The following is a 24108-nucleotide window of genomic DNA, read 5'->3' as shown; positions in this document are numbered from 1 at the left end:
TGGTTCTCAGTATTATGATTGGTAAAAATTTTCTATTGTTTATGAAGTTTATCGACCGGTACATATAGGGATATACCTCTTGAAGGTGCTTTTAGTTCCACAAATCCATCGTTAGATACATTCACTTCATCACCGGGGTGGAGCAAATTAATGAGCTTTTTACCAGCCCAATTAGAGTAGCCTTTTGCTTTCGTGTCAGCCATGCAACTTAGCTCTCGTGAATCATTATTATTTAAAACTAAAATGGCACCGGAGTTCTCTTCTCCACCTTCCCGTCTTGCCACAAACAGATTATTTGCAGAAGCACACTGACTAAATTGCAATGTCTTCATCGAGCCACCGAGGTAGTCTGCCCGAATGTTAATCATTTTATCGATAAAGGCTCGTAGCGTATCGGATGCCTGTACTGAAAATTCCTTATGGTTGAAGTCGTGTTGTTTCACACCGTAATAATGCGGATAGAAAATGCAAGGCCTTTCAGGCGCAAACAAAATGTATGCATAAGCCATTCGCCAGTCTTTCACAATCCATTTATCGTGTTCTTTTCCGGTATCGTGATTCTCGGCAAAGCTGACAACCGATGATGCCGGGAGTTCATATTTCCCATTATCACTCATCGAAGCCGTTGCCAGGCGCTTCATCGAAAAAGACTTCCCATCGCCGTTACACATGTCGGTCAAGGCTTTCTTCAGCGGAAAATCAAAAGCCGTCACATTCGGATGTTTTCCTTGAAAATGGTAATTATTAACACGGTTCACCCAATCAAATATCCTATCGGGATAATTGGTGAAATATTCGCTGACAATGAACGGCTGTTTTCCTGTTCTGTCCGGAGGCAGGTTGGTCACCCATTTAGCCACCATTTCCGGTTGGTAACCCTGGACAAAATCGAGCCGATAACCATCGAAACCAATGGAATCGGCCAACCATTTGCCCCAATCCATCAACCTTTGCTGAACTTCAGGATTCAGGGTATTCAAATCGTTCCCAAACCACTTCACATTCGTCATCAGGGTGTCACGGTTTCCCGGAAAACCGAGTGAATCAGTTGCATCGGACGGGTGAAAATCGGAGTAGTGCCATTTCAGGTTCGGAAGGTTTCCGTGATCGACATAGTGGATACCGGTATGCGTCAGCGCAAACAGTGAGTCGTTAACCGATTTTCCTGCCAAAGTAACATCAGCAACATAATAGGCATTGGTTTGGTCGATCCACTGAAAGTTCTTGCCATCAGGACTCTTTTGCGCAGTCAAACGAATTTCGACCGTTTGGTTTATCTTATCTGCAGGCACATCAACCTGAAATTCCTGTTCACTTTCAGGTGATTGAATTGTCCTGTAATATTTTTTTTGAGGTGTTTCCTCAACTCCATTTCCGGCTCGTGCCGGAAGATTACATTCCAGTTGAAAAAAACGTTCCGATGCAGGCGCATCAAAGTTCAGATGAAATCCACGAATGTGGAAAATATAGTTGCCGGGCCGGGAAGGAACAAATTGCCAGACAATCTCATTGGTTGGGTAGGGAGCATGTGCTTTTCCATTTATTACAGCCTGTTCCTGCATGTATTTCTTCACAACAGGATTTCGCTCCAAATCTTTTTTCTGTGTAGAATACATATGGTTCATGACAATGTCAGCATAAATGTCCATTCGCTGACCTTTCGAGGTATCATGAGCCACTTGCAAAAGGTTCATCAATTCGGCCTTCGAACCGAAACGGGTTTCCACCGTACCACATTGGTTAAAATTACCGAGGTCGTAATGATCATAAATGCCATAGCCCATATCGTAAATTCCCCAGTTCCCTTTACAGGGAGAAGGAATCCATAGCGCTTTTATTCCGGCAGCTTCCAACTCCGGTATTTCACCGGCCAGTTTATCCCACCAAATGCCATTCAGATGTGCCGCATCGACTGGCGGATCCCAGTAGAATGCCTGCATCATGACATCGGACTGAGCCTGGCAGGAAACTCTGATAAAAAGAAGCAATGATAATATGACCAGAAAACCTCTCATGAATCAAATGTCAAGATCCTTATTCGATCAAATATGTACGCTACCGACTTTTTTTCACATACATGCTTAAAAAGCAACACCGTGCATATATAAAAAATTTCAATAGACGTTTAACTCTATTGAATTACCATGAATTTTCAGATTTAAAGAAAAATAAGGGCTGTCCGGAAACCCAGACAGCCCTTGTAATATAAGAGGATTAATTTGCCGTAAGTGTATACGTGCCATTAACAAGATCCAATGTGATAGTATAATTACCATCAGCAGGAACTGTAATGTTGGCACCACCCCAGGACAGTTCACTTGGAGTTCCACCCAAGTTGTAATCCCAGCCGTGATTAGCCCGGAACTTAAACTCGCCTGCTGTCAAATTAGCAGTAACGCTCCAGGTATTGTTGGCTCCAGGAGTCAAATCGATATCAGTACTCCAGTCACCTCCAGGCGTTGAACTACCAATAATGCTCCATGTAGTAAGTGCATACGTATAAACCAGTGGCTGAGAAAGATTCAGCATAACACTATAAGTACCAGCAGTAGAAAGAGTGAGATTGCCTGCCGATGGATCGCTGCTTAAAGTGTCCGCAGCTGCACCAGCTCCCAAATTCATCACATCCCATGATGAGTTTGCACGGAACTTATATTCTCCAGCAGTCATTGGAATGGTAGCGAACCACCGCTTCAGTAAGGGACTATAGGTCATTGGTTGATCTGAGTTCCAGGCATCGGCTGTTGCAGTACCAATAACACCCCAGGTCGTCTTGGTTGCGGTATAAGTCATGTCTGCCAAATTCAACTCAAAATAATAATAACCTGCTTCCGGCACATTCAAATTACCTGCATTTGCATCTGTACTTAAGGTACCAGCAGTCGCACCGGCTCCATAGTTAGGACCATCCCAGTTGCGCTGACTGGTAAACTTGAATCCATTAGTATTTGAGATATAAACAAATCCCCGAACTATTGAATTAGCCTGATCATTCATTATTGAATCAGTTGCAGCAGCTGGATCCCATCCCTGGAAATCACCGGCAGCATACAAGGTCACGAGTGCCTCAGGCGTAGTGAACGAAACTTCATTACCATAGGCTGTACCCGCACTGTTGGTTGCATAAGCACGAACGTAATAAGTAGTTTTACCACTCAGGCCCGACAGTGAACTGGTAAAGTCACCCATGCCATCACCATCCGTTGTTTTATCATTGGAAATTGTCGGATTGTGTTGCGTACTGTAACAAACACCGCGTACAGTAACGGCTGCTCCACCATTATTGGTAATACTACCACCACCTGTTGCTGATGTACCTGAAGTTGCGGTAAAATCAGCTGTGGTAACGGTCGGAACAACTGGCAGAGTAGTAAATGTCAATTGCTCTCCATAGATCGTTCCGGAAGCAGTGACACCATATGCCCTTGCATAATACTTGGTAGCATAATCCAAACCACCAATCTTCACGGTAAAAGCTGCAGTATTCTCATTACCGGAATAAACCGCTTTATTATCGTCAACTGTAGGAAGAGAATCTGTACTGTAACAGATACCCTTTTCAGTGATTCCCTGACCTTCTGACACGATAAATCCAACAACGGTTGCCGAATCAGAAGTGACGTTCATCTTTTCAGTTGTAGTCAGCTTTGCGTTCAAACGCACATCTGACATCTCCTTTGTACAGGCGGCAAAAACGACTGCCGCTGTAACAAAGGATGCTATCATCATATAAATTGATTTTCTTTTCATAGATAATCTCTTAAATACGTTTCACGCTAATTATTTTTCACAATGGTGTAAGTACCTGTTTCAGAACCCACCGGAGTTGCATTTGTAATGGTCAGCGAAATGGTGTAATTACCAGCCGTAACAGCAATGTTATCACCATTGTGAACCAGATTGTCCGGAGTTCCACCCAGGTTCCATGCCCAACCATCGTTCAAGCGGAATTTAATATCACCATCAACCAGGTCAATCGTGATATTCCAGGTACCGGTCTTAGCATCATAATCCATTTTCTGGTCCGGTGCATCCCAACCGTTAGGTGTTGCTGAACCTACCAAACCAATCATATACGGATCTAATTTGTAAGTAAGAGCATTCACATCAGCTGTCATTTCGTACCAACCACTTCCCGGATCACTTGGCACTGCAATAGGATTACCATCCACAGCAAGTGCGCCGCCGGCATCTCCGTAAGAAGTATTGGTATCCGGATCGCTCAACGTAAACGGATTGTTTACATTAAGTTTTACAAAACCACTGTAAACGCCGTCTCCCAGGACAGATTCAATTTTCTGATCGATACCTGAATTAATCAGGTTCAATCGTGGATAACCATAAGGAGTCACATTCACAGTTTTCACATCAGAGATGTAAGTCAGAGGCTTTGAGGTTGTACCCAAAGCACCGGTACCAGCGTCAACCACTAAATTAGCGCGTAGTCTCAAATCAACGGAAGTTGTTGCGTCCGCCGGGAACTTTTTCAAAAGTGCCGTATTTAAATCACTGACTTTAACTTTCATTACATCAGCCTGTACTCCGGAAAACAAAGTAACCGGATCGGCGAAGTCTGTCCCACTGGCGCAAGCTTCGAGGAAGTAGTTCGCTGATGCCTGGAAACCTGGATCAACAGCCGTTCCATTAAAAGTCAGCGTATCATTACCTGCTGTCCGCTGAAGGGTCAGATCAGGTACTGTTGTTAACGTAGGCGCAATTGGATTGTCCAGCATTACCACTTTCATGCCGTCGTTCTCACACGAGGTAAAAAGTCCGATCAATCCAATGAAAACCAATAATATTTTGAAATGCTTATTCATTGTTTCGAATTTTTAAGGATTAGTAACCTGGATTCTGCTGAATGTTCGGGTTAGCAGCCACCTCGTCACCCGGAATCGGGAAGAGATTCAAATGGCTATCTGTGCTGACACCTGCATAAGCGCCACCTTTCCAGGTCCAGTTATACGTACCGTCGGTAAACTGACCAAAACGAATCAAGTCGGTACGACGCTGACCTTCGTAGTAGAATTCACGTCCACGCTCATCCAACATAAATTTGTTGAATTTGGCAGGAGTATCAATATCAGCAGTACTGATATCACCACTATTATCACCGTAAGCACGTTCGCGAACGACATTGATGTCATTTACTGCATCCGCTGTGTTACCCAAACGGTAATTGGCTTCAGCTCTCATCAGGTAAGCGTCTGCCAGACGGAAAATCGGGAAGTCGGTACAAGCATAAGCCGGGTTGTAATCTGCCGGAAGTGTTCCATCATGATTGCGGGCTGTGAACTTATATACACCTACACCAAAGTCACCACTTGAAGAAGGACTTGGAATATTAATACTTCTCTTCTGTCTCAGGAATACGCGATGATCAGGACACTGAGCGAAAATGGTATCAGAAGCCGGAACCGGTTGATTACCATAAGTTGCGAGTGTATCGACCAAAACGTTCATGAAGTCTTTCCGGGTACGGTTACCGTTCCAGTTCGTGTTGGATGTTAATCCGTGATATTGCTCTGCCGGAATGTAAGTTGCATCACTACTTGACTCGATAATAAAAGTAGTTCCCACATAACCCTGTGTATGGATTCCATCTTGCTCGAAAGCAAAAATCATTTCCGGGTTATGGTTACCATCGTTGTCGGCACTAAAGTTCTGACGATAATCGGTAGCCAGTGAATACTGACCGCTGTTGAGCACTTTATCAGTATAAATCTTACAGCTATCCCATTTTGCTTGTCCGGTATAAACCTGGGCATTCAGGTAAACACGCGCCAGCAACATCCAGTCTGCAGCTTTATCGGCCTCAGGATACGAAAATCCGGGGTCGCCCAGTGTAGGCTCGATAGCGTGAAGCTCTGAGACAATGTAGTTGAACAAATCTGCCCGTTTAATTTGTTTGGGGAAGAATTTACCCACTCCATCTTTTTCGGTTGTAAAAGGCGGATTACCAAACAAGTCCATCTGGTAATAATAAGCCAAGGCTCTCAGAAAACGAGCTTCAGCGGTATACCGCTGTACTGTTGGATCGGTGTTACCTTCCGTTTTTGAAATAAAGTCATTGGCATAGGTAATACTCAAACTCAACCGTTGGTACAATGCTGTCAGGAACGGGTTACTCGGACTCCAGGTCTGGGTGTTCAGGTCGGCAATACCGATGTCACCCCAGGCACAAATAGCCTCGTCAGTCGTAATTTCCTGCAAGTTCCAGAGAGCTCGGGAAGTCGTGAAGAAGTTAGCATCCGACGCGCTGATATCAGCGTTGTCATTGCTCTGACCAGAAACGATGAAACTGGCGTAGATTTTTCCCAATACTTGCTTCATATAGACAGGATCGTCACCTAAGTTTCCCGCCATAATCGTATTGGGATCGATTGGCTTCACATTCAGATCTTTCACGCAAGACTGCATCAGCAGTGCGGAAAGAAATATTCCTAATATGATATGTATTTTCTTCATGTTACTTACTGTTCGTCGATTAATAAGTCAGGTTTACACCAAGAATAAAGGTACGTGCCCTGGGATAGAAATTGTTGTCAATTCCAGGTCTGCCATCGGAGTAAGGTACTTCAGGATCGACACCATCGTAATTGGTAATGGTAAACACGTTCTGAACGGTGAAACTTACCCTTGCACTCAATTTGTCAACCAGGTTATCCAACTGGTAGCCTGCGCTCACATTATCCAATTTTAAGAATGACGCATTCTGAACGAAATAATCACTGCTAAACTGGCGTTTCACGAAATTGGTATTATTCAAGGCTCTCGGGAAGTTTTTCCAGTAACCAATCTGCTGCATCTGATCCAGTGATGAACCAGCCTGCACCATGTTATAAACATAGTTACCAATGTTTGCCCTTGATGAAGCAGACAGATCAAACTTCTTGTAATTGAAACGCAGCGACAGTCCCATGGTGTAATCCGGAACCGGGTTGTGATAAATGTACTTGTCGTTGTTATTGCCACTTACTGTACCGCCGGCGCCTGAACGATCGACGTACAATCCTTCAATCGGGTTACCGTTGCTATCGTAAACCTGTTGATTTACGAAGAAGGAATATGCAGGATGTCCAACACGAGTCACCTGGTTTTGACCGGTCATTCCACTACCATACAAAATACCAAGATAGGTAGGATCATCTGTCAGCAACAGCTTGGTGATCTTGTTTTTATTATAGGTAAGGTTGAAGCCAACATTCAAAGACATGTCCTTTTTCGAAATAGGAACCAGGTTCAGTGAGAATTCTGCTCCTTTATTTTCAAGGCTACCTACGTTCGTCAACAACGTGTTGGAGAAGTTACTACCACTGGGAATGGTCACCTGGTTCAACAAGTTGTCGGTAACACGTTTGTAAACATCAATCGAACCATAAATACGGTTATCAAGGAAACCGAAATCAAGACCAATGTTTTGAGTAGTGGTCTGCTCCCATTTAATGTTCGGGTCATATGCATCCGGTCGCAAAGTTGGTAAGAACTCACCACCAATCGGATAATAATACCCCGCACTTGCCAACACATATTTTGCCTGAGCCGGGTAATCGCTACCGATATCCTGTTGACCGGTGATACCCCAACCTAAACGCAGTTTCATTTGAGAAATCGCATTTACATTTTTCAGGAATGACTCCTCTTTCATTTTCCAGGCAAAAGCAGCTGAAGGGAAGATACCCCACTGATTTCCTTTAGCAAACCTGGACGAACCATCATCACGAACAGTTACGGTAAGCAAGTATTTGTCAGCCAGTGTATAATTCAAACGACCGAAGAATGACACCAGGTAGTTTTCAGTAGCGAAAGCTGTACTGTCTACTTTCTGGTAAGGATGATCGGCATCCACAATACCGCGGGCATAATTAAAACTTTCGCGTTTGAAATGCTGCCAGGAATAACCACCGGTTACATCCACCTTACTATTGATAGACTCAATGTCCTTCGTGTAGTTCAGGTAAAAATCGAGCAGATTATTGTAATTCTTACCATTATAATCAGTCAACCGTCCCCACGTTGGATTTGTAAGTACCGAAGGTGCGGTCGTCGGGCGATTATTATGTCCCTCGCTTTTTGTGTAATCTGTTGCCACATTCAAATTGGCATGCATGTCAGGAAGGAACGGCAGCTTGTAGTCTGCCTGAATATTACCGACAAAACGTTTTACATTCGACTTGTTATCGACGGCCAAAGCTTGTTCCACCGGGTTAGGAGTACCCAGATTAGCACCGTAGTTGACCCATTGGAAATAACCTGCCGAACCTGTTTTTGTTGGGTCGTAAACCGACTGAGTCGGATCCATATTAATGGCCGAACCAATCGCTCCGGTATCACCGAAGTTATTATCAGTATTCATCCCCTTCGCACTCACGTTGAATTTCAAATCGCCATTCAGCAGCGTAGGATTAAGGTTGACGGCGGCTGTCATTCGCTTCAAACCGGTATTTTTCAGAATACCGTTTTGGTCGGTATAGCCTACCGATACACGGTAAGGCATGGATTTTACCGCACCGGATAAACTCAGGTTGTGTTCGTGAGAAATCGTAGTCCGAAAAATCTCTTTCTGCCAGTTGGTATTTTCCTGTCCCAGTTTACTCAGGGTCTCCGCACCAAACAAATCTATATGGTTGGCAGCGATTTGTCTCATCTCATCACCTGAATAAACGTCGACATATTTCTCGGGAGTCGCTACCGATACATTACCATCGTAGCTGATTTTCATCGGAGCACCGGCTTTCCCTTTTTTGGTTGTAATCAGGATAACACCATTCGATGCGCGGGAACCGTAAATAGCAGTAGCCGAGGCATCCTTCAACACAGTAAACGTCTCGATGTCATTCGGGTTGATGAACGACAGGAAGTTACCACTACCATCAATTTTATTGTTATCCAGCGGAACACCATCGACAATAATCAACGGATCGTTCGATGCGTTCAAAGAAGAACCACCACGAATACGAATGGTTGCGCCACTTCCGGGAGCACCACCGCCGGGAGTAATAACAACACCAGCACTTTTACCTACCAACAGGTCCTGCGGAGAGGTAATGGCCCCCTTATTGAAATCTTTCGAATCAACGGCGACTACCGAGCCGGTAGCATCGCTCTTTTTCACTTGACCATAACCAATTACAACGACTTCATCCAGGCCCTTGGTTTCAACTGAAAGGGCGACATCAAGTGTTTTTTGGTCACCTACAGTAATGGTTTGTGATTTGTAACCAATGAACGAGAATACCAGATTCTGTCCTTTGGCGACATTTAACCGGTAGTTACCATCAAAGTCGGTTGTTGTACCGCTTGTTGTTCCCTGGATCACAACTGTTACCCCCACCAAAGGCTCCTTGGTGGACGCGTCTGTGACCTTACCGGTAATTGTCATTTCTTGCGCAAATGACACGTTTGCCATGAGTAGTGCTGAGAACAGCAACAAAACATGCAATTTTCCAAAGACAAACTTCATAAGGATCAAATTATAGGTTCATAAAAACAGAATTAATACGATTGAAATAGTTCCTTTTTAGAAAGGAATTAAACAGTTGAAAATCATCCATTATTCTTTCCGGAAACAGAGCTGATCACACTAATTTCCGATTCAAATAAACATTTTTTAACCTTAAATAAATGTATGATTATGTTCATCAGGTCATGATTTCTTAACGCAAACGATTGCGATGACGTTTGCACTCAACATGTTTTACAACATATTCATTGAAAAATGCCCCTCTTCGTTAAAAAACCGAAAGGATATATTACAGCTCAGATGTTTTGGATTACTTTAAATTTTCTTTACTTTGACACAAGTAGTGCTTTTCATAATATTTGACCAGCGGAATAAAAAAAATGAAGGGTAGTCAGGTAACCATTAAAGACATAGCAAAAGAATTAGGTATTTCTGCATCGACAGTTTCCAGGGCACTGAAGGACCATCCCGATATCAGTGTGGAAACCAAGCGTATGGTAAACGATCTGGCTAAAAAGCTAAGGTACAAGCCGAACGCTGTTGCCCTGTCGTTGAAGAGTAGCCGCACCAACACCATTGGTGTTATCATTCCCGAAATCGTCCATTATTTCTTCTCTTCGGTCATTAGCGGGGTCGAAGATGTAGCCTACGAAGCCGGCTATAACGTCATGATATTCCAGTCGAACGAAAAGTACGAGCGGGAAGTAACCAATGCGCAGGCACTCCTGTCCAACCGCACTGAGGGCGTTATGGTTTCCGTATCGAAAGAGACCCACAATTTCGAACACCTTCACATGCTGGAAGACAGTGGCATACCACTGGTTTTTTTCGATCGGATAGCAACCGGTTTTACTTCCGATAAGGTTATTATTGATGATCACAAAGCCGCTTACACCGCAACACAACATCTGGTTAAAACAGGCTGCAAACGGATTGCTCACCTGGCAGCTCCGCAAAATCTGGCTATCGGTGAAAAACGCTTGGAAGGATACAAGAATGCATTGCGGGATGGAGGCCTTCCCTATAAAGAAGAATATGTTTACCCGGCCGATTCCGTCGAACTGGCCGAAAATGCCATTGAGTACCTGATGCATTTACCGGAGCCACCTGACGGAATATTCGCGAACAACGATTTAACGGCTATTGGTGCCATGAAGGCTCTCCAGCGCCGGGAATACCGGGTTCCGGAAGACGTCAGCATCATGGGATTTTCTGCAGGGCGGTTCTCGGATTTTACAACACCCAAATTAAGCTCGGTAGACCAGCATGGCTATGAGATGGGTGCCGAAGCCACTCGTATTTTATTGAAACGCATTGCTAATCCGAATTATAGCTACGGCGATACCAAGGTAGTCGATACCAACCTGGTGATTCGGGAGTCGACCCGCAGTATATAAAATCGCTATAAAACATGTTATGCATCGCAAACGATTGCAATAAGGTATCCTGAATAAGAAGACTATATTTTTTTGATATAAAAGCGGTTACCACTTGCAAAAAACGAGTGGCTTAACTATTTTTGAACCGAAAATCATTCCATTCTATTCTTTCCACTTAGCACGGAATTGCTTCCGGCGCAGAATTGATCTATCTACTTTCCAGGAACGAAACAACAGGCATTCTATGCTTTAGTGCATTGGTATGTTTTCCTGTTTCAATTATTAATTCAGACGATAATTATTAACGTATGGCAAAAAAACCACGCCTAAACTTTTGGCAGATCTGGAACGTAAGTTTCGGCTTTCTGGGAGTCCAAATCGGATTTTCTCTGCAAAATGCCAATGTCAGCCGTATTCTTTCAAATCTGGGTGCCGACTTGCATTCGCTTTCATTTTTCTGGCTGGCTGCTCCCCTCATGGGATTAATTGTCCAACCGATTGTTGGCGCTGCAAGTGACCGCACATGGAACCGGCTGGGACGGCGCGGTCCATACATCTTTGGAGGTGCGCTGGTAGCCACCATTGCCATGTGGCTTATGCCGAATGCATCGGCCCTGGTGGCCATCATACCTCCCATTATTTTCGGAGCCACGATGTTTGCCTTGATGGATGGTTCCTTTAACATTACCATGCAACCTTTCCGCGCATTGGTTGCAGATATGGTACCCGAAGGACAACGAACCCTGGGTTATTCCATCCAGAGTTTTCTCATCAATGCCGGAGCAATTTTCGGTTCCGTATTACCGTATTTCCTGACCAATATTTTGCATGTCCGGAATACGGCTCCCAGCGGCGAGGTTCCGCCTTCAGTTATCTGGTCGTTTTACATCGGAGGAAGTATTCTCCTGTTATCGGTCCTCTGGACGGTTTTCAGAACGAAGGAGTACCCGCCGGAAGTGTACTGCGAACAGAATGACTTGGATTATGAAACCTGGAATACTGACAAGACTGAAAAGAAATCTTTGGCGACCAGGCTGAAAGCTTTCTTTGAACTGTTTACCAAGATGCCCAAAACCATGGCGCAACTGGCAATCGTTCAATTCTTCTCCTGGTTTGCGCTCTATCTGATGTGGGTATATACTACGCCGGCAGTAGCGCAGCACATTTACGGAACGCCCATCGGGGATGCTTCCTCCGCTGCTTACAATGAAGCCGGAAACTGGGTCGGAATTTTATTTGGGGCATACAGCCTCTTCGCCGCCCTGTTCTCCATCGTTATGACCAAAATTGCCAGTCTCATCGGTAGAAAAGCGACCTATTCACTGGCACTGGCATTGGGCGGCTTAGGCTACATCTCCATGTATTTCCTGCATACACCCAACTCCCTGCTGATATCAATGGTCGGTATTGGGATTGCCTGGGCCGCTATTCTGGCCATGCCCTATTCCCTTCTGTCCGATGCACTTCCGGCAGATAAAATGGGTGTTTATATGGGAATTTTCAATTTCACGATTGCCGGTCCGCAAATCATTTCAGGAATTGTGGGAGCAACCCTCGTGCGCGACATTTTTGGCAACCATGCCATTTATATGATGATCATCTGCGGTGTATCCATGTTGTTGGGTGCTGCTTCCGTATTCTTTGTTAAAGTGAAAAAACACGAAGTTATAACCATCGAATAATTTTCATGACACAGATAAAAGCTTGTTTGTTCGACCTCGACGGGGTAGTTGTTGATACAGCTAAATACCATTTCATTGCCTGGAAAGAACTGGCAAACGAACTGGGATTCGATTTTACCGAAGCCGATAATGAGCGGCTGAAAGGAGTGAGCCGGGTACGTTCGCTGGAAATTCTGCTGGAAATTGGCGGTATTGAATTAGATGAGGAACGAAAAGAACAACTCGCAGCTCAGAAGAATGAAAACTACGTTAGTTATATCCGGAAAATGAAACCGGATGAAATCCTTCCCGGCGTGGAAGATTTTCTGAATCAATTAAGAAAAAACGGAATTCTAATTGCGCTCGGCTCGGCCAGTAAAAACGCGCCGTTAATCCTCAAACAGATTGGTTTGACGCATATGTTCGATGCCATCATCGATGGTAACAGCGTATCGAAAGCTAAACCGGATCCGGAAGTATTCCTGAAAGGTGCCGAAGCGCTTAACGTAAAGCCAACCGACTGTGTGGTTTTTGAAGATGCACAGGCAGGAATCGAAGCTGCACGCAATGCCGGAATGCATGTTATCGGTATCGGACATCCCGACAATCTAAAAAATGCCGATTTCGTTATGCCCGGATTTGAAGACATGAATATTGATAAATTGAATTTCAATTAAATATACTGGCTGCAACCGAACAAAGTAGCCATCCATATATAAAAGTGAATTAGGAGTTCGTCTGAGAATAGAGAAGACGAAGCCTGATAAAACCAAACGGAAGATGAAGAATTACCTGATCAATGACGAGTGGAAGATTGTAGAGGACAAATTTCACCCGGAATACAATAAAATATCAGAAAGTGTAATGAGCCTCGGTAACGGCCGGATGGGCCACCGGGCTAATTTCGAAGAGCAATATTCTGGTGAAACCCTCCAGGGTAATTACGTTGCGGGTATTTATTATCCCGACAAAACCCGCGTTGGATGGTGGAAAAACGGTTATCCAGAATATTTTGCCAAGGTATTGAACGCAGCCAACTGGCTGGGAATCGATGTTCGCATTAACAGTAACGTGCTCGATTTGGCTCAGGCCGACGTAAAAGCATTCCGGCGCGAACTAAACATGAAAGAAGGTCACCTCACCCGAACGGTAACAGCAGGTCTTTCTTCCGGTGAAGAGGTTTCCATTCATTCTCAGCGACTGCTCAGTATTGTCGATTCAGCCACCGGAGCCATCCGCTACACGCTGAAGGCAAATAACTTCTCAGGCGAAATTACGCTTCGTCCATACGTCGACTTCGATGTGATGAACGAAGACGCCAACTACGACGAGAAATTCTGGGATGAGGTAGGCAAAGAAGTAAAGGGCGGAGAAGGATATGTGACTGCCGAAGTTCGCAAGACTTTCTTCCACGTTACTTCAGGAATGAAATTCAGGGTACTGAAAAACGGCGAAGAAATCAAAGTTGAAGCAGCAACCGAAGAGCGGAATAAATACATCGCCAACACATTTACGGTAAACGTAGCAGAAGGAGATGAGATTACCATCGAAAAATTCGGTGTCAATCTCTCATCGGAATATCACCCGAAGCAAGGTCTTCAGGCGAAAGCCAAAGAGCTGCTGAACGGCGTTTATGCCAAAGGTTTCGACCAGATGATGAAAGAGCAGGCCGACGCCTGGGCTGTTAAATGGGAGACCAGCGATATCATCATCGAAGGTGATGTGTCGGCACAGCAGGGAATCCGCTTCAATATTTTCCAGCTGAATCAAACATACACTGGTGAAGATGAGCGTCTGAACATTGGACCGAAAGGATTCACCGGCGAAAAATACGGAGGTTCTACTTACTGGGATACCGAAGCGTACTGTGTGCCGTTTTATCTGGCCACCGCACCACAGGATGTATCGCGCAACCTGTTGCTCTACCGTCACAAACATCTGCAGAAAGCCATTGAAAACGCTGAAAAACTCGGATTCAAAAACGGTGCAGCCCTTTACCCGATGGTTACGATGAATGGTGAAGAGTGCCACAACGAATGGGAAATCACCTTCGAAGAGATTCACCGGAACGGGGCGATCGCTTTCGCCATTTATGATTACATCCGGTACACCGGCGATCAGGATTATCTGGCGCCCTATGGATTTGAAGTATTACTCGGCATCTCCCGTTTCTGGGCACAGCGCGTGAACTGGTCCGAAGCTAAACAGAAATATGTGATGCTCGGCGTTACCGGCCCGAACGAATACGAAAACAACGTCAACAATAACTTCCACACCAACCGCATGGCACAATGGACCCTGCGTTATACCCTGGAAGCAATTGATTTCCTGAAGAAAAATCATGCAGATACATATGCCGGATTAGTTAAGAAATGGAATCTTGATGAAACCGCAGAATTAACCAAGTGGGCCGACATTATCGAGAAGATGTACTTCCCATTTGATGAAGAACGCGGAGTATTTCTCCAACAGGATGGGTTCCTCGATAAAGATTTGACACCCGCTGCACAGCTTCCCGCAGAGGAACGTCCGCTGAACAAAAACTGGTCGTGGGATCGGATTTTGCGTTCATGCTACATCAAGCAGGCGGACACGTTGCAAAGCATTTTCCTGTACGAAAATGAGTTCGACAAAGAAACTATCAAGCGTCATTTCGATTTCTACGAGCCTATTACAGTTCACGAATCTTCGCTTTCGCCTTGCATCCATACCATTTTGGCTTCTACGTTAGGTAAGGAAGAAAAAGCCTACGAAATGTATTTGCGAACTGCCCGGCTGGATATCGACGATTACAACAGCGATACCGATGAAGGTTGTCACATCACTTCGATGGGCGGCACCTGGATGGCCTTTGTGATGGGCTTTGGCGGCATGCGTGTACGTGACGGCCGCGTAGTGCTCAATCCGTTCATCACGAAATCCTGGAAATCGTATGCATTCCGCATTAACTTCCGGGGTGCTTGGTTAGAAATCAAAGCCAGCCAGGGCAAAGTATACATCGAGAATCACTCAGCGACTGCTTGCCCGTTGACCATCTACGGACAAGATTACACGCTCGAGGGCAACCAGAATCTCGAAGTTGAACACCAAAGTCTAGTCACCAAATAATGAAAACAATGCCAAGGTATAAGAATCTACTAGCCATAATCACCCTGATGTTGCTGACGTCGTTAGCAACTCAGGCAGCCGTCAAGCCGAAACTTGACCGCGTTGAACCACCGAACTGGTGGGTCGGAATGAAAGACCCGCACCTGCAACTGATGGTGCACGGACAAAACATCTCGGATACGAAAGTAAAAATCGATTATCCGGGTGTTCGGGTAGAGGGTGTCACTTCCGTAGAAAATCCCAATTACCTGTTCATCGACCTGATGCTGGCCGATACCGTGAAAGCAGGCTCGTTTGACATCCTTTTCACGCAAAAAGGGAAGACGATTCAGAAGTACACCTATCAACTGGAAACCCGAAAAAAGGGTTCCGCCCAGCGAAAAGGTTTTTCCGATAGCGACGTAATCTACCTGATTATGCCCGACCGTTTTGCCAATGGCAATCCGTCGAATGACTCGATGGATGGAATGCTTGAAAAGGCAGACCGGAGCGATCCGAATGGCCGTCACGGAGGTGACATCCAGGGGGTAATCGATCACCTTGGTTACATTGCCAACCAGGGATACACCCAAATCTGGTTGAACCCCGTACTGGAAAATAATCAACCCAAATATTCCTACCACGGTTACTCAACCACCGATTTTTACAAGGTTGACCCGCGCATGGGAACCAACAAGGAATATTCAGAGCTTTCGGCGAAAGCCAAAGCAAAAGGGATTGGTCTTATCATGGATATGGTGTTCAACCACATTGGTTCCTCACACTGGTGGATGAAAGATATGCCGATGAAAGACTGGCTCAACGGTTATCCGAATTTTGAACTGTGCAACTTCCAGAAAACCGTAGCCCAGGACCCGCATGTATCGAAGGAAGATTACAACCAGATGTACGACGGCTGGTTCGTACCTTCGATGCCCGATTTGAATCAGAAAAACCCGTATGTGGCCAATTACCTGATTGAAAATTCCATCTGGTGGATTGAATATGCCGGACTAAGCGGCATCCGCATGGATACCTATTCTTTTCCCGATATGCATATGATGGCACGATGGACTTGCCGCATCATGAAAGAATATCCAAATTTCAATATCGTTGGAGAAGAATGGGACACTTCACCCGCCATCGTTTCCTACTGGCAGCGGGGCAAGAAAAATCCGAACGGTTACAAATCATGCCTTCCCAGCCTGATGGATTTCCCCATCCAGGATGCCCTCACCAAGTCGCTTACCGGCAACAGCTGGATGCCGCTTTACGGGACACTGGCTATGGACTTTTTGTACCCGGATCCGGACAACCTCGTGGTTTTTGCTGACAACCACGACACCGAACGTTTCTTCTCGAGCATCGGTAAAGATCTCGGCAAGTTTAAATTGGGAATGGCTTACATTTTAACAACCCGCGGCATTCCGCAGATTTACTACGGAACAGAAATCCTGAGTACCGGTGGTGCCAACGGTGAAGGTGACGGTTTCAAACGGAAAGATTTCCCGGGCGGTTGGGCCGGCGATAAAGTGAATGCCTTCACCGGCCAAGGATTGACAGCACAGCAAAAGACTGCACAGGAGTTTATCAAAAAATTACTCAACTGGCGGAAATCGAACGATATTGTGGAACACGGTAAACTGATGCACTTCATTCCGCACGATAACATTTATGTCTATTTCCGTTACAACGACAAAGGCACCATCATGGTCATTCTGAACAAGAATACCGAAGGCAAATTATTGTCGACGGCTCGTTTTGCTGAAATCATGAAGGGATTTACAAGCGGACATGATGTGGTTAGTGGTGAAAACATTACCGACTTGTCGACGATTACGGTACCGGCGATGTCGCCCATGATTATTGAACTGAAAAAGTAAGTAAACAGGACTAAAAACATATCGCAGTGAAGTATGTAAAACAACTTGCGGTTTTATTTTTACAGTTAGCTTTGATTTCTCCCCTCTTTGCAGGGGAGAATCCTTTTTTAAATCCACAGTATCGTTCATCGGTTTATTCCAACGGGCAACTGCAAATCAAGACTGATGAAGGCCTTCTTACGTTGACGCCTTTCGGCCCGGAAATGGTTCGGATTGCATTGACCGAAAACGGGGAGTTGCCACCATCGTATGCCGTCGTTGCTCATCCTGACACGACAGGTGTAACGGTCAGGGAAGACAAGAATTCTGTTACCATGAACCTGTCTTCGCTTCAGATTTCGGTCCTGAAGAACCCGCTTCAGATAGCTTTCATCCGCAAAGGAACAACCGATACCATCGCTGTACAGAAAGCCACTTTCTCGAAACAGGATACAGCTGGTTTTCGATTCCGGCTACAGCCAAGAGAAATGATTTTTGGCGGCGGAGAGCGGGCCATTTCCATGAATCGAAGAGGGTATCGTCTTCACCTCAACAACGAAGCGCACTATGGTTACGGCTGGGGTGAAGAGAATCTGAATTTCTCGGTTCCCTATTTTGTGTCGTCCAACGAATATGGCATCCTGTTCGATAATCCATCTATCGGCTATGCTGACTTGGGAAAGACAAATGCCGGCACCATGGAGTTGGGAGCAATAGGTGGTCAGTTGGTTTATTATTTCCTCGCGGGAAAAACCTTCGAAAACCTGCACCATTCATTGGCATATTTAACCGGAACGCAACCGATGCCTCCACGTTGGGCGTTAGGCAACCTGCAATCACGCTTCGGATACCAAACGGAGAAACAAGCACGCGATGTTGTTGACAGTATGCAACAGGCTGGTTATCCGCTCGACGGAATCATCCTCGACCTCTATTGGTTTGGGCAGGGCGAAAAAGACTGGCGCATGGGCGACCTTGACTGGTTCAGGAAGAACTGGCCGACACCGAAGAAGATGATCGCCGATTTCAAAAAGAAAGGCGTTCATACCATTTTGATTACCGAACCGTACATTCTGCAATCATCAAAAAACTTTCCGGAAGCCGACAGCCTGGGCATCCTGGCCGATGACGAAAGTGGCAAAACCGGTATCATCAAGAACTTCTATTTCGGAAAATCCGGTCTGATTGATATGTTCGATCCGGTAGCACAGGATTGGTTCTGGAAGAAATACAACAAGCAAATTAAAATTGGTGTTTCAGGCTGGTGGGGCGATTTGGGTGAACCCGAAACATTGCCATCCAACCTGGTATTTATTAACGGAAAGGCCAACAATGTAAAGAATGCGTTTGGTCTTGTGTGGAGCAAAATGCTACACGACAAATACGCAGCCAACTACCCGGATGTTCGGTTATTCCACCTCAATCGGGCTGGATTTGCCGGCTCACAGCGTTATTCCAGTTTCCCCTGGTCGGGAGACGTAGGGCACTCATGGGCCGGCTTGAAAGCTCAAGTTCCCATCATGCTGGGCATGAGTATGTGCCAGATTCCATACACCAGCTCCGATTTGGGTGGTTTCAGCATCGGGAAAAAGGACGAAGCATTGTATCGTCGCTGGTTGCAGTTTGGCGTATTCAATCCCATTTTCCGGCCACACTCGGGAACAGCACCGCCCGAACCCATCCACTATTCCGATTCAACGCAAACGATCGTGCGCAATTTCATTAAACTGCGCTACCGGTTGATGCCATACAATTATACCCTGGCGTGGCGACAGAGCGTAACCGGGGAACCACTGGCCTCCCCCGTTTTCTACAAATCGGCTTATCCGAAAAAATACTGGCCGAACAACGACCTGTATTACTGGGGCAACGCTTTCCTTGTAGCACCGGTGTTAAAAGCAGGAGTAAAATCGAAGGACATTTTGTTGCCTCGCGGAACATGGTTCGATTACTTCAGCGGAAAGGAATACGACGGCAATGGTTGGGTTCACTACAACCTGAATGACTCGACAATTCCCGTATTTGTCAAAGCCGGAAACTTCATTCCTTCGGTGCCGGTCTTCTATTCTACCAGCCAGTATTCAAGCCAAAAACTGACGGTTGATTATTACCATTCTCCGGAAGTAAAACAGGCTGAATATACGATGTACGAAGACGACGGTCACACGCGGAATGCCTACAAAAAAGGCGAGTATGAATTGCTGCACTTTACGCAGAAGTCAAACAAAAAAGGCATGACATTCCGCTTCACACGGGATGGAGGACATTATTCCGGTGCACCGGAAAACCGGGAGATGAAACTGGTTGTTCACCATGCAGAAGGCATACAAACCGTTCAAGTTGACAATGTTCAAATCCCGCTGAACGAAAACGCTGAGGGAACAGCCTATTCTGCCCAAATGAAAGAAAAGAATCTCGTTATTCGCTTCCCGTGGAAGATGAGTGATGAGGTGACCATACAACTGAATTAATCGTTATTCTAAAACAGAAAGTGATGCTTAGATTAAGAAACTTATTGGTATTGGCCCTGATGGCTGGCATGTTTTTTACGGCTTGCAACGGCACGTCGAAAAAGAAGGCCGAGAAAAAAGCTAATGAAAAAGAGGTTGCAGGTCCGGGCAAGGCAGAAGCCATCTTTCCAGATTGGTCTCGCGACGCGACCATTTACGAAGTAAATATTCGTCAGTACACCAAAGAGGGAACCTTCGCCGCATTTGAAAAAAGTCTTCCTCGCCTGAAAAAACTGGGTGTTGATATTCTCTGGATTATGCCGATTTATCCCATCAGTGAGAAGAACCGCAAAGGTACGCTGGGTTCGTATTATGCTGTCGCAGATTACAAGGGAGTTAATCCTGAATTCGGGAATCTGGCAGATTTCAAACACTTAGTGGACAAAGCGCATGAAATGGGCTTCCACGTACTACTCGACTGGGTGGCTAATCACACCGGCTGGGATAACAAATGGATTACTGAACATCCGGATTGGTACACACAGGATTCACTGGGTCACATCATTTCTCCGGTTCCGGACTGGACCGATGTTGCTGATTTGAACTACAACAATCCGAACATGCGCGCCGCTATGATCGACGCCATGAAATATTGGGTGAAAGAAGCCAACATCGACGGCTATCGCTGCGACGTTGCCGGTAGTGTTCCGGTTGACTTTTGGAACCAGGCACGTGCCGAGCTGGATGCCATCAAACCGGTGTACATGTTGGCGGAAGATGCCGATAATATGGATCTGCTGAAGAAGGCATTCAACGCTAATTATGGCTGGCCTTTCCTTCACATCATGAATGAGATATACAAAGGGAAAAAAACCTCAGCTGATATCGTCAATTACTTCGAGAAGACCTATGCTGCTTATCCGCAAGGTTCGTACCCAATGATGTTCACCACCAACCACGATGAGAACTCATGGAACGGCACCGCTTACGAGCGTCTGGGTGACGCAGTAAAAACATTCTCTGCACTCACGTTTGTTGTTCCGGGAATGCCACTGATTTACAGCGGTCAGGAAGCCGGTTTAAACAAGCGTCTCTCTTTCTTCGAAAAAGACGAGATCGATTGGAGCGACTTGTCGATGAGCACCTTCTTCCACAAACTGATTCAATTGAAAAAGGACAACAATGCGCTGTGGAACGGAAACTCAGGCGGCGACTTTGAGAACCTGCAGAATTCTGCTATGCCGAAAGTATTAACCTTCTCACGTAAGAACAATGGCAACGAGGTAGTATCGGTATTCAACCTTTCACCGGAAGCGGTGTCATTCGAAATTACCGGCTCCATTCCGGAAGGAACCTTCAAGGAAGCTTTCACCGGCCAGGAGCGTGAGCTCAACGGCATCTTCAAACTGAAACCGTGGGGCTACCAGATATTCGTAAAATAGTTTAGTTTGGTTTAGTTAGTTTTTATCGTTGAAGCATCTTCCTTTCGGGGAAGGTGCTTTTTTGTTTTCGAAAACTCAATCACAAATTTTTTCCCTTTCTAAATAAGATTGAACAACCAGTAATTTCAACGATTATACTGACCTGTAAGAAACTTCAGCCTGGCATTGAATCCTATGCTTCTTTTGTTTCTGGACGCTTCAGATTATCTTGTGAATTAAATAATTAAAGAGGAAGGATTCCCTTTGAGGTTATTCCGAATAGTGCAACGGATGATATGGATATTTACAAATTCCTGCGTCCCCTACAACCGACTGATTGGTTGCATTTTTATATATTGAAGCTGAAAAACCAACTAAACAATTAACAACATGTCAGAAGCTAAACTTGACCGCCGTCATTTTTTACGGCTGGGGGCTGCCGCTACGGCTGGATTAACAACTGCCGTTGCTTTCACTCCCGAAAATGCGAGGGCTTCATCAAAAGCCGACAAGAAAATCATTACCCGGAAACTAGGTAATACCGGAATAGAACTTCCCATTGTCAGTATGGGCGTTATGCGTGCTGACAATCCCAACATTCTGAAAGCCGCCTACCAGATTGGCATCAAACATTTCGACACAGCGCACGGCTACCAGGGAGGTCGCAATGAAGAGATGGTCGGTGAGTTTTTCAAAGACAAACCGCGCGATTCGTTCATCGTTTCCACGAAAATCCATCCAGACCGCGAAGGTATTTCCACTGAGAAATTCATGGAAATGCTGGACATCAGTCTGAAAAGACTGCAAATGGATCATGTCGATATTCTTTATCTGCATGCAGCCAGAGACAAAGACTATACACTCGATCCTCGCTATCTGGCCGCACTGAAACAAGCCAAAGCAGAAGGTAAGGCGAAACACCTGGGAGTGACCACACATTCCAACATGGCTGAGGTCATCAATGCAGCCGTAGACAGCAAGATTTACGAAGTTGTTTTGACTTCTTATAACTTCCGCCTGGCAAAGGATGAAGAGCTTCATAAAGCGTTAAAAAGAGCCAATGAAGCAGGCTTGGGGATTATCGGGATGAAAAATATGGCCGGAGGTTTTCTCGACAAGGAAAAACAGAAGCCGGTGAACTGCAAAGCGGCGTTAAAATGGGCGCTCACCAATCCGGATGTGCATACCTGTATCCCCGGCTTCACCACCTACGAGATGCTGATGGAGAACTGGTCGGTTGCTTCTGATATCAACCTGGACGCAAAAGAAATGAGCGACCTGCAACTGGCTTCCAACGAAGTAGGATTGTATTGCCAAGGTTGTCAAAGCTGTAACGGGCAGTGTCCGGAAAATCTGCCCATACCCGACCTGATGCGATCGTACATGTACAATTACGGCTACAGTTATCCGGCAAAAGCATACGAAACAGTAGCTGCACTTTCGTTACCGGAAAACCCGTGTGCCAACTGTGATGAATGCACTGTTACCTGTCCCAACGGTTTGAATGTTGGCGAACGGGTAGCCGATATTGCCAGAATCCGGAATATTCCGGGCGAGTTTCTGGTATAATCAATCAATTAATTAACCTTCACTATCCGGGGATGATTACCAAATCATTCCCGGAATTTTTAACACAAAACTTTCCAATTCATGTTCAAAAAATCATTGATTCTGCTCGTGCTACTGCTACCTGTTTTTGCTTTCGCTGAAGATGTCAAATTCCCGAAGATGGAGGGATGGCAACAGGACGGTGAAGTGAAAACCTACAACCGCGACAACCTGTTCGAACGCATTGACGGAGCTTCGGAGTTTTACTTCAGCTACGCGTTCGAAAAACTATACGTTGCCGAATACAAAAAGGGAGATGCCGAGCTGACCATCGAAATTTACGACCAGCACGACCCGGTTCATGCGTACGGAATTTACAGCATGGAACGTCCGCCATCCGCCGATACAAAACCAATCGGCCTCGAAGGTTATTACGACGATGCCACCCTGAATTTCACGACCGGAAAATACTACGTGAAAATGAATACTTACCATGTAGAAAATGCCGGGGAAACTCTTCTGACAAAAGTCGCTCAGCAACTGGCTCCCACTTTGTGCGCCGATCCAAAGTTGCCCGCTCAATATGCTGCTTTTCCGCAAGAAAACATGGTTCCGCATTCACAGCAGTATGTCTCCACCAATTTCATGGGACTAAGCATGATGGGATCTGCTTTCAGGGCAAAATACACCGGTAGTGAAGGCGATTTCACGCTTTTTATTATGCATAAAAAAGATCGGGATGCTGCAGCCGAAACCATGAAAAAATACCAGGAGTTCAGTCAGGCTGAAACCATCGGAACCAAAGAGGGAGAATACACCATCGACGATCCGTTCAACGGCACCATTTACCTACTGTGGAAAGGGAATTACCTGGTGGGCACTTCGGGTAAAGTAACACCGAAAAAAGCCTTCGTGTTAGCCAAAGAAACCATGGCAAATTTGAAACAGGAATAAATATTCATTAGAAGAAAATATCTGGCAACGAGAAAGATCATCCAAGAGGTGGTCTTTCTTTTTTTATTTCAAAACACACGAAAAGAGCCTTATACTCCGTTATCTATTGAACACCAACAACCTTAAAACCCTTGAGTGGGGATGCTGAACTCTATTATCATTGGAAGGTGGCTTTGGCTACCGCGGCATCGTGAACGTTGGATTATTTGCGGCATTTTGAGAACCTGCTTTCACATACTTCAAACAAAAAGGCTGCCTGTTATGGGCAGCCTTTCTCATATGT

Annotated in this window: 14 protein-coding genes; 9 read left to right on the top strand and 5 right to left on the bottom strand. The window is 45.5% G+C overall.

The annotated features are described in order from the left end of the window. Positions 1-32: 32 nt before the first annotated feature. The 5 genes from CLV93_RS04795 to CLV93_RS04775 form a co-directional block, all read right to left on the bottom strand. The gene (locus CLV93_RS04795; RefSeq protein ID WP_106541037.1) at positions 33-2015 is read right to left on the bottom strand and encodes an alpha-amylase family protein; all 1983 of its coding nucleotides are present in this window, start codon (positions 2013-2015) and stop codon (positions 33-35) included. Positions 2016-2214: 199 nt separating this feature from the next. Continuing rightward, positions 2215-3729, bottom strand: a complete 1515-nt coding sequence (locus CLV93_RS04790) for a cadherin repeat domain-containing protein (RefSeq protein WP_170108864.1) — start codon at positions 3727-3729, stop codon at positions 2215-2217. Between the two features lie 47 nt (positions 3730-3776). Further along, positions 3777-4820 carry a SusE domain-containing protein gene (locus tag CLV93_RS04785; RefSeq protein ID WP_106541035.1) on the bottom strand — a complete coding sequence of 348 codons (1044 nt, stop codon included), beginning with the start codon at positions 4818-4820 and terminating at the stop codon, positions 3777-3779. A gap of 19 nt (positions 4821-4839) precedes the next feature. Next, positions 4840-6468, bottom strand: coding sequence for a RagB/SusD family nutrient uptake outer membrane protein (locus CLV93_RS04780; protein WP_106541034.1), 1629 nt, complete (start codon positions 6466-6468; stop codon positions 4840-4842). A 19-nt stretch (positions 6469-6487) separates the two neighbouring features. Continuing rightward, positions 6488-9463 (bottom strand): SusC/RagA family TonB-linked outer membrane protein, encoded by a 2976-nt coding sequence (locus CLV93_RS04775; RefSeq protein ID WP_106541033.1) that lies wholly within the window; start codon positions 9461-9463, stop codon positions 6488-6490. A 380-nt stretch (positions 9464-9843) separates the two neighbouring features. On the opposite strand from CLV93_RS04775, the gene CLV93_RS04770 reads away from it, so the two are divergent. The 9 genes from CLV93_RS04770 (at position 9844) to CLV93_RS04730 (ending at position 23825) form a co-directional block, all read left to right on the top strand. Continuing rightward, complete coding sequence (locus CLV93_RS04770) at positions 9844-10860, top strand: LacI family DNA-binding transcriptional regulator (protein ID WP_106541032.1); 1017 nt, start codon at positions 9844-9846, stop codon at positions 10858-10860. Positions 10861-11150: 290 nt separating this feature from the next. Further along, positions 11151-12524, top strand: a complete 1374-nt coding sequence (locus tag CLV93_RS04765) for an MFS transporter (RefSeq protein WP_106541031.1) — start codon at positions 11151-11153, stop codon at positions 12522-12524. 5 nt (positions 12525-12529) lie between these two features. Continuing rightward, entirely contained in the window at positions 12530-13180 is a 651-nt protein-coding gene (gene pgmB, locus CLV93_RS04760; RefSeq protein ID WP_106541030.1) for a beta-phosphoglucomutase, read from the top strand. 103 nt (positions 13181-13283) lie between these two features. Further along, positions 13284-15611, top strand: a complete 2328-nt coding sequence (locus CLV93_RS04755; protein WP_106541029.1) for a family 65 glycosyl hydrolase domain-containing protein — start codon at positions 13284-13286, stop codon at positions 15609-15611. 8 nt (positions 15612-15619) lie between these two features. Beyond that, a complete protein-coding gene (locus CLV93_RS04750; RefSeq protein WP_106541028.1) occupies positions 15620-17473 on the top strand; it encodes a glycoside hydrolase family 13 protein in 1854 nt (617 codons plus the stop codon). Between the two features lie 26 nt (positions 17474-17499). After that, positions 17500-19923: a glycoside hydrolase family 31 protein gene (locus CLV93_RS04745; RefSeq protein ID WP_106541027.1), complete on the top strand. Its 2424-nt coding sequence runs from the start codon at positions 17500-17502 to the stop codon at positions 19921-19923. Between the two features lie 23 nt (positions 19924-19946). Continuing rightward, positions 19947-21344: an alpha-amylase family glycosyl hydrolase gene (locus CLV93_RS04740; RefSeq protein ID WP_174821575.1), complete on the top strand. Its 1398-nt coding sequence runs from the start codon at positions 19947-19949 to the stop codon at positions 21342-21344. Positions 21345-21713: 369 nt separating this feature from the next. Beyond that, positions 21714-22892 (top strand): aldo/keto reductase, encoded by a 1179-nt coding sequence (locus CLV93_RS04735; protein WP_106541025.1) that lies wholly within the window; start codon positions 21714-21716, stop codon positions 22890-22892. Positions 22893-22973: 81 nt separating this feature from the next. Beyond that, positions 22974-23825: a DUF6599 family protein gene (locus CLV93_RS04730; protein WP_106541024.1), complete on the top strand. Its 852-nt coding sequence runs from the start codon at positions 22974-22976 to the stop codon at positions 23823-23825. The last annotated feature ends 283 nt before the right edge of the window (positions 23826-24108 follow it).

The sequence above is a fragment of the Prolixibacter denitrificans genome (assembly GCF_003014495.1).
Lineage (GTDB): Bacteria > Bacteroidota > Bacteroidia > Bacteroidales > Prolixibacteraceae > Prolixibacter > Prolixibacter denitrificans.
This window is presented reverse-complemented; position numbering and strand designations above follow the sequence as displayed.